Origin of the sequence: Vibrio sp. 10N.222.52.B12, from assembly GCF_002875385.1 — a bacterium.
Lineage (GTDB): Bacteria > Pseudomonadota > Gammaproteobacteria > Enterobacterales > Vibrionaceae > Vibrio > Vibrio jasicida.
In genome coordinates this window covers 21704-29356 of sequence record NZ_MDAW01000127.1, presented here as the reverse complement: position 1 = coordinate 29356, position 7653 = coordinate 21704, and the positions used below count along the sequence as shown (strand labels likewise).

Sequence of the window (7653 nt, the reverse complement as noted above, 5' to 3'; positions counted from 1 at the left end):
AGGTCTATATTTTTAAAGAGCTTGCTTCGTAAGCTTTGCTATCGAAGCGGAGGCGTATTCTAAGGAATTAATTCTTAGTGTCAAACACTTTTTCAAATTAATTTTTAGAAGCTTTTCTTTCGCCTCATTGCCAACCACTTTTGCGTTTCCGCTTTGCCCTGACAACGGAGGCGCATTATAGGGAGATGATTTTTCTTGGCAACCCTTTTTTAGAAAAAAACTTAAAAAAAAGCGTCGAGTGATGAAATCTCACTCAAACGCTTATTTTTAGCACTTAGTTGTTAACTTAACGTAGCAAATAGGCAATCAATATGTATCTATCCAAGACTCTTCAAAGCTTGTGATATCAAGATCCAGTGACTTCGCCGCTTCGATTTGCTCAATAGCCTCTAATTCTTTATTTACACTGCTCATCGTCAATGTGTTGTTATCTAGCTCAAACACCTGACTTTGAGTCGTATAGTAGAACTTAAGTATCGTCAGTGCTTTTACATCGTGCTCAGTAGAAGCGGCTTTAATACTTTTCAGTTTGCGAAAGATCTTGTTGTGCAGCTGCTTGAGTTTCCAGACATACAACACTTCTTCCATATAAGGGCGTGTTTTGAATTGGTTTAACAAAGACAGTGAAGTGGCTAAGGCGAGCACAACACCAATTAAGTTCCAATGAAAGTTCCCCGTCGACGGTTCAGGTACTGCATCGGTATTACCGAACAAGACAATTAATAAAGTACTAAAAGCAAGAGAAGAGATAGCAAGCAAGGCAACAAAGCAACCAATCACTAAGTTGACCTTCTTTCTATAAACTTGTTTGTTTATTTTTTTGATTTCCATATACCGCTCCTAACAGGTTGCCTCTATTCTAACCAGCACACTCCGCACGACAATCGAAGCTTTGTAAGTAAGTTCACATTTGCTATTAAACTCGCATCCCTTCCCTGCTTGGGTATATACTTCCGCGCATTCACTCTTCCTATATAGAGGTTAAATTCATGCGCTCTTTTGTTTTACGAGCTCGCGCGGCACCAACCACCAGCAAAGCACTGTTAGAAGGTGTTGGTAATGAAGCGCATACAGAGATTCTTGCTCATACCATGATGAACACTATGTTCGTTGCTCAATCGCACCGTGAAGATGTGGTTGTGCACTTGGTTTTAGAAAGCACAAAAGATTTCTCACGCACCATTACTATTCGCTCCAACGACATCACCAACATTGGCGGCTTTCATGAGTCAACCTTGATTGCAGCAGTGGCTCGCGCTTTGGATGCTTCGGTTGGTATGGGCAAAGAGCAACTTCGTGAAGTCGAACCTGGTATCACCGTTCGTACCGTCAGTTTTGAACGCCTAGTGCAAGAACTGGCAGAAGATCACCAACTATATATGTTGGATAAAAAAGGCGAATTTGTTCGTGATGCAGAAATCGGTGGAAACCCATGTTTCTTGCTAACTGACCATATTCCGATGCCGAAGAAGTCTTTTAACAGCTTAAAGCGCCTTGGCACAGAGAAGATCAGCTTAGGTCCTAAGATGCTGTTCGCTTCTCAGTGTGTGGTATTGATCCACAATGAGTTGGACATCCGCGAATTTTAATTCTCACGAGTTAATCATTCGATATAAAAAAGAGGACTCGATTGAGTCCTCTTTTTGTTTCTATAGGAATGCTAAGTTTACTTACCACCAATGCTCAAGCGTGCAAAGCGAACGTCTGGCGAGAAGAAAGTGCGGCTATCGTTAATTAACTGAGTATCACCTACCGCCTCAACTTCTTGCAGCATCTTGTAGAAGTTACCCGCTACCGTGATCCCTCGAACCGGTTGAATGCGCTCTCCATCACGGCACAAGAAGCCACTCGCACCAAACGAGAAATCACCACTCACTGCATCAGCACCAGAATGGACACCTTGAAGTTCGACTAACTCTAGGTACTCACCCGCTTTTACTTCTGACGCACTGCTGCCGCCGGTCGAAATCACTTTATGATTCGCTGAAACGTCTAGACTCGATTTTGCACCGCGAGCGGCACTTGCTGTCGAGACTGCGCCCAAATAACTCGCAGTCTGACTGTTGTGTAGCAAGGTTTTCAATTCACCATTGGCAATCATTACATTGTCTTGAGTAGCAAAACCTTCACTATCAAAGCCCGAAATTGCCATACCATTTGGCATGTAAGCCGTATCAGTAAAGGTAATCAAGTCACTCGCAACACGCTGACCAAGCTTGTCACCCAATGGCGTAATGCCTTTCATCGCGCTTACGCCGGAGAAAGCACTGCCAAAAGCACCGAACAAACTTGCTAGCGCATTGATATGGAAGATTGCTGGGTAGTTACCCGTAGCCATTGGTGCGCCTTCAAGAAGATCACGAGCAAGGTTGTAACCGCCTTCAATGCAGTAAGTTGGGTTCAACTCATCAAAGCGACGACCCAGTGACATTCTACCCGCCATCGACTGTTTACCGTCTTTTTCAAACAAGGTATAAGCGTAACAAGTAAACGAGCGTTCGAAGTGTTGGCACAACGAGCCTTGTGTATTGGCAATAATTAATTGCGTTTCGCCATCACTATAACCATTGTAAGGTGCGCTAGAAGCGTGAGGTAGCGCTATTACGCCTTGCTCAAGTGCGAGAGACATTTCAATCTTTTCATCAACCGAAGTTGTGTCTTCTTGAGCAATCTCAGCGAAATCAGTCGTGATTTCGCTGTTCACGCAGCTAATAGTCTGATGTTCATCTTGCTTGGAAAAACGAGCGCTTTGCAGTGCATTAGTCAGCATCAAATCTAAGCTTGGTTGCTCTAAAGACTCAGAGTAGCTCGTTGCAACGCGCGCATCTTTCACAACACGAACACCCAGAACTTGGCTTGAGCTTACTTTGTACTCATCCAGCTTTCCTTGGTTCGCTTTCAAAGAAAAGCTACTGTTGCGGTTTACAATGACGTCCGCTTCTGCACCTTGGCGTTTTGCTTCTGATAGGACGTAATCAACCGCATTAAGAAGTTGTTGTACTTGGCTCATTAGTTACCGCCTCCTACCAGAATGTTATCTACTTTGAGCGTTGGCTGACCGACTGTTGTTGGTACTGAACCACTGACTGAACCACACATGCCCGGCGCAAGCGCCATGTCTTTGCCGACCATACTGATTTCTTTCAACACTTTTGACCCCGTACTGATCAGCGTTGCTGTTTTCAGAGGCTTGGTGATTTTACCATTTTCAATGAGGTAAGCTTCACGAACGGCAAAGTTGAACTCGCCCGTTCCCGGTTGAACCGAACCACCGCCCATCTTCTTCGCATAGATGCCACGTTCGATGCCAGCAAGCATGTCATCAAGAGAATGCTCGCCTTCTTCGATAAATGTGTTACGCATACGCGAGGTTGGTGCGAACTTGTAGTTTTGACGACGACCTGACCCCGTAGGCTCATAACCTGTTTTCATACCACCCATTTTATCGACCATGAAGCTAGTTAGCTTACCGTCTTTGATCAATTGAGTGCGCTGAGTCTTCATGCCTTCGTCATCAACATGAATCGAGCCCCATTCGTTGGTCATGGTGCCATCATCTACAGCATTCACCGCGGTGTGAGCAACCATTTCGCCCATCTTGTCGTGGAATACGGACGCCTTCTTCGCAACTGAAGTGGTTTCTAGCAAGTGGCCACAAGCTTCATGGAAGATTACGCCACCAAAGCCGTTACCAATTACCACTGGCATTTCACCCGATGGACAAGCATCTGCGCCAAGTTTTACCAACGCTTGTTGCGCGATAGTTTGACCTAGCTCTTTCGCATCAAGCTGTTCATTGAACTCCCAGCCAGCAAGAGCGCCAGGGCCTTCCATACCAGAAGACTGCTCATTACCTTTTTGCGCAACAGTATTACCAGCAACTCGGATGTAGTGACGAGTATCGTCAACGTGTAGACCTTCTGAGTTGAAGATAGACACTTGTTGTTCGCGCTGAAGCACGCTGCCGATGAACTGGCTGATATGTTCACTCTCTGCACGTGCTGCTTGGTCAACTTGCAACAGGAAAGCAATTTTAGAATCTAGGTTAGCGTCTTTGCCAAGTGGCATACGACAACCATGTTGAATTGGGTACCGGTTCAGATTGAGAGAACCTGCTGACGCGATTTGCTCACGCTTATCTTTTGCAGCAAGCAGTGAGGTTACGCGTTTAAGTTCGGCTTCCTCGGTGCTGTTGGTATAACCGTAAAGCACTTTATGACCGAAGAAGAGACGAATACCGATACCAAAATCGATACCCGAGTTAACCTTGTCCACCTCACCAGATGCGATCTGGACGGTGTTGGTTTGATGGTGTTCAACGAATAGCTCAGCGAAATCAGCCCCTAAAAAGAGGGCATGATCGATCACCGCTTTCGCTGTTACAGAATTAAGCATGAAATCTCCTTGCTCGTCCTAGCCTTCCCCACCTCTGAGTTAGACTCTGTTTATAACAGTCACAACCTAAATTGGATGACTCAAAAGTATATTGGCAACGCGTTAAATATTAACACTTTTTTAACCTTGTTTTATGCTAATCCTTGCTAAATCAAAGAACGATTCGTTACGTATTATGTCGATATCTCACTATTAGATAGTGTCTTGAACTACTACTTTCAATACAGCACGTCATTTATACCCAAGTGACTTCAAGATGCAGGATTCAGAGCGTTGTCATTGATTCGAGTGCAAGGAAAACAACGAAGCGGAATAGCACGCTCTTTCCAAGTTGTTTGACGTAGCAATCGGGTCAATGACACGCTCCCAGAGGGCCCTCTTTGCAAATAGTAAGGGCCTTGGCTTGTATACTTTGTTGCCGATTCTTGATTTAGACCCACTAAGCCTTCAAATCGCCGCCGCGTCTACAAACCAAGTCATTCTCGCTGAACCAAGCATCTCGAGGTTACTTGGGTATACACTAAATTTTGTTCTCTCATTACCGCTATCAAGTCTCATATTTAAACGATTACTATCCCTTTACAGGAAAAAACACGTGCACCGTAACTGAGTGAACTGCTATTATCTTGACGAAATAGTCGGGGGGCCCATGCAGTGAATGCGTCGGCTGAGATCGAAATCGAGACCCGTTGAACCTGATTCAGTTAGCACTGACGTAGGGAACTATCATCACTTTGCCACTAGCCTGCTTGAGTCTCTATTAGTACAGCTAGCCTCAACGGATCCATACACCGATCTTCAATGGCCAAGTCAGTTCCTTTACGTCTGTAATAGGAGCGACCATGGCGCAGCAGTCAAGCCAAGAAAAACCATCAACACAGCCACAAGCAGCAACTTCAACAGACACACCGATTGTGTTGACGATTGCAGGTTCTGATAGTGGCGGTGGCGCAGGCATTCAAGCTGACATCAAAGCGATGTCCGCAACCGGCAGTTTTGCTTGCTCGGTAATCACGGCAATTACTTCGCAAAATACCCAAGGCGTTTCTGCGATTTTCCCCATTCCTCTCGACCATGTAGAGAGCCAACTCGATGCGGTATTTACCGACCTCAACATCGTTGCAGTCAAAGTAGGCATGCTGGCAGATTCCAACATCATCAAAGTTGTTGCCAACAAAATTAAGCAATACCAGCCAAAACACCTCGTGATTGACCCTGTAATGGTGGCCACCAGCGGCGATCTATTACTGGAACAGTCAGCAATCAGCACTTTAAAAGAAGAATTGATTCCGCTCGCAGACATCATTACTCCTAACCTACCAGAAGGCGCCGCATTGACGGGTAAGCCAGTGCCTCAGTCGGAATCTGAAATGAACGATATGATTGCTGATTTACGCGCACTCGGTGCAAAAGCGGTGCTGTTAAAAGGCGGCCACTTAGAAAAAGACGAAAACAGCAACGATCTGCTGATCATGCAAGACAGCGCCGAGTTAATCAGCGCTAAACGCTTTCCAACCAAAAACACCCATGGCACAGGCTGCACGCTGTCTTCTGCTATCGCGTCTTACCTTGGCCAAGGCAACAACCTGCACAAAGCGGTGCACCTTGGTAAGCAGTACATCAGCCAAGCTATCGCGCACGCTGACGAATTGGATGTCGGTAAAGGTCACGGCCCTGTAAACCACTTTTTTGCAGGTCACACGCATGTGCGCTAACGCACTCGGCATTCAGCTTACCGAAGCAAGTCTGCAATACAAAGACAGCCAAATGCCAACATTAGCAGGGTTGAGTATGACCATCCCTGCCAATCAATGGACTGTGTTACTTGGCCGTAGTGGTTGCGGAAAAACGACGATCCTTCGTTATCTAGCGGGCTTGTTAGACGACAAAGTCGAATGGCATGGTGAATTAACCACCACGGATGGCATCGCCCTACACGAACGTATTGCCTACATGGCACAACAAGACTTGTTGCTACCATGGCTAAATGTGTTAGACAACGTCTGCCTCAGCTCTCGATTTTCTCAAGACCAATCACCAGAGCAAAATAAACAACGTGCACTGACTTTACTCAACCAAGTGGGACTCGCCGATTACGCGGATGCTAAGCCAGCTCAGCTCTCTGGCGGCATGAGACAGCGTGTAGCCCTTGCTCGCACTCTGATGCAAGACAAACCTCTAGTTCTGATGGATGAGCCTTTCTCTGCACTGGACGCGGTTACTCGTCATAAGTTGCAAACCTTGTCTGCCGAATTACTGAAAGATAAGACGGTTGTTCTGATTACCCACGACCCACAAGAAGCGGTGCGATTAGCTCACCAACTCTATGTACTGCAAGGCACACCTGCGCAAGCTCAGCACTTGGTTGTTCCGGATTCCAAGCCTCCAAGAGTTCTCGATGGAGAGTGCGCAGTGCTACAACAAGCGATTTTGGATCAACTGGAGAAAGACTATGAGTGATATGACTCAGTACAACTCCGTTTCGGCACGCATTAGTAAAAAAGAACGCGTGACCCATCCGGCTCTGCGCTTGGTAATTAGCACAGCGGTGATCTTGGGATTGTGGCAGTTGGTCGTGGTGGTATTCGACATGCCAAGCTTCATCTTACCTTCACCAATTGAAGTGCTGGATAGATTGGTCACTCGTTACGATGTCCTGCTCAAACATACTTGGGTTACCGCGCAAGAGATTTTACTTGGCTTGGCGCTTGGATTATCAATGGGTTTGCTGTTCGCATTGCAAATGCTGATGTTCGAGCCGCTGAAGCGTTGGTTACTGCCAATTCTGATTGCTAGCCAAGCGATCCCTGTATTCGCTATCGCGCCAGTGCTCATGCTTTGGCTGGGTTACGGCATTGCATCGAAAGTAGTCATGGCGGCGATCATCATCTTTTTCCCCGTCACGACATGTTGCTATGACGGCTTGCGCAATACGCCAACAGGTTACCTCGACCTTGCCAAGACCATGGGCGCGTCTAAATGGCAGCTACTTCGTCATATTCAATTGCCAGCCGCACTACCAACTTTAGCCTCAGGTATTCGTGTTGCCGTCGTTATTGCGCCAATTGGAGCAGTGGTCGGTGAGTGGGTAGGTTCAAGTGAAGGCTTGGGTTATCTGATGCTCCAAGCCAACGCTCGCATGATCATTGATGAGATGTTTGCAGCGCTGTTTATCCTCGCTGTGCTGTCTATCTCACTCTACTTCATCACCGATAAATTATTGAAAAAAGCCATCCCTTGGGAAAGCAAATAATTACA

General features: G+C 46.3%; 7 protein-coding genes and 1 riboswitch. Of the genes, 4 read left to right on the top strand and 3 right to left on the bottom strand.

Going from position 1 to position 7653, the window contains the following annotated elements; translation table 11 throughout:
- Window positions 1-306 precede the first annotated feature (306 nt).
- Window positions 307-831 carry a DUF3087 domain-containing protein gene (locus tag BCT11_RS16970; protein WP_102388806.1) on the bottom strand — a complete coding sequence of 175 codons (525 nt, stop codon included), beginning with the start codon at window positions 829-831 and terminating at the stop codon, window positions 307-309.
- 158 nt (window positions 832-989) lie between these two features.
- On the opposite strand from BCT11_RS16970, the gene trmY reads away from it, so the two are divergent.
- Complete coding sequence (gene trmY / locus BCT11_RS16965; RefSeq protein ID WP_005374282.1) at window positions 990-1589, top strand: tRNA (pseudouridine(54)-N(1))-methyltransferase TrmY; 600 nt, start codon at window positions 990-992, stop codon at window positions 1587-1589.
- A gap of 77 nt (window positions 1590-1666) precedes the next feature.
- On the opposite strand, the gene BCT11_RS16960 is transcribed toward trmY, so the two are convergent.
- Both BCT11_RS16960 and BCT11_RS16955 read right to left on the bottom strand, forming a co-directional pair.
- Window positions 1667-3010: a TldD/PmbA family protein gene (locus BCT11_RS16960; protein WP_102388805.1), complete on the bottom strand. Its 1344-nt coding sequence runs from the start codon at window positions 3008-3010 to the stop codon at window positions 1667-1669.
- Window positions 3010-4395: a TldD/PmbA family protein gene (locus tag BCT11_RS16955; RefSeq protein ID WP_102388804.1), complete on the bottom strand. Its 1386-nt coding sequence runs from the start codon at window positions 4393-4395 to the stop codon at window positions 3010-3012. The genes BCT11_RS16960 and BCT11_RS16955 overlap by 1 nt, the downstream gene beginning before the upstream one ends.
- A 629-nt stretch (window positions 4396-5024) precedes the next feature.
- Window positions 5025-5134: riboswitch (TPP riboswitch) on the top strand.
- A gap of 103 nt (window positions 5135-5237) precedes the next feature.
- On the opposite strand from BCT11_RS16955, the gene thiD reads away from it, so the two are divergent.
- From thiD to BCT11_RS16940, 3 genes are read left to right on the top strand one after another with little or no spacing between them, the layout of a single operon-like run.
- The gene (gene thiD, locus BCT11_RS16950; protein ID WP_042605748.1) at window positions 5238-6110 is read left to right on the top strand and encodes a bifunctional hydroxymethylpyrimidine kinase/phosphomethylpyrimidine kinase; all 873 of its coding nucleotides are present in this window, start codon (window positions 5238-5240) and stop codon (window positions 6108-6110) included.
- Entirely contained in the window at window positions 6100-6855 is a 756-nt protein-coding gene (locus BCT11_RS16945) for an ABC transporter ATP-binding protein (RefSeq protein ID WP_102388803.1), read from the top strand. Before thiD ends, BCT11_RS16945 begins: the two co-directional genes overlap by 11 nt.
- A complete protein-coding gene (locus BCT11_RS16940) occupies window positions 6848-7648 on the top strand; it encodes an ABC transporter permease (protein WP_009706843.1) in 801 nt (266 codons plus the stop codon). Before BCT11_RS16945 ends, BCT11_RS16940 begins: the two co-directional genes overlap by 8 nt.
- Window positions 7649-7653 lie beyond the last annotated feature (5 nt).

Bases quoted from the DNA above. Each gene is read 5' to 3' on its own strand.
- BCT11_RS16970 (WP_102388806.1), bottom strand. From the start codon at position 831: ATGGAAATCAAAAAAATAAACAAACAAGTTTATAGAAAGAAGGTCAAC.
- trmY (WP_005374282.1), top strand. From the start codon at position 990: ATGCGCTCTTTTGTTTTACGAGCTCGCGCGGCACCAACCACCAGCAAA.
- BCT11_RS16960 (WP_102388805.1), bottom strand. From the start codon at position 3,010: ATGAGCCAAGTACAACAACTTCTTAATGCGGTTGATTACGTCCTATCA.
- BCT11_RS16955 (WP_102388804.1), bottom strand. From the start codon at position 4,395: ATGCTTAATTCTGTAACAGCGAAAGCGGTGATCGATCATGCCCTCTTT.
- thiD (WP_042605748.1), top strand. From the start codon at position 5,238: ATGGCGCAGCAGTCAAGCCAAGAAAAACCATCAACACAGCCACAAGCA.
- BCT11_RS16945 (WP_102388803.1), top strand. From the start codon at position 6,100: ATGTGCGCTAACGCACTCGGCATTCAGCTTACCGAAGCAAGTCTGCAA.
- BCT11_RS16940 (WP_009706843.1), top strand. From the start codon at position 6,848: ATGAGTGATATGACTCAGTACAACTCCGTTTCGGCACGCATTAGTAAA.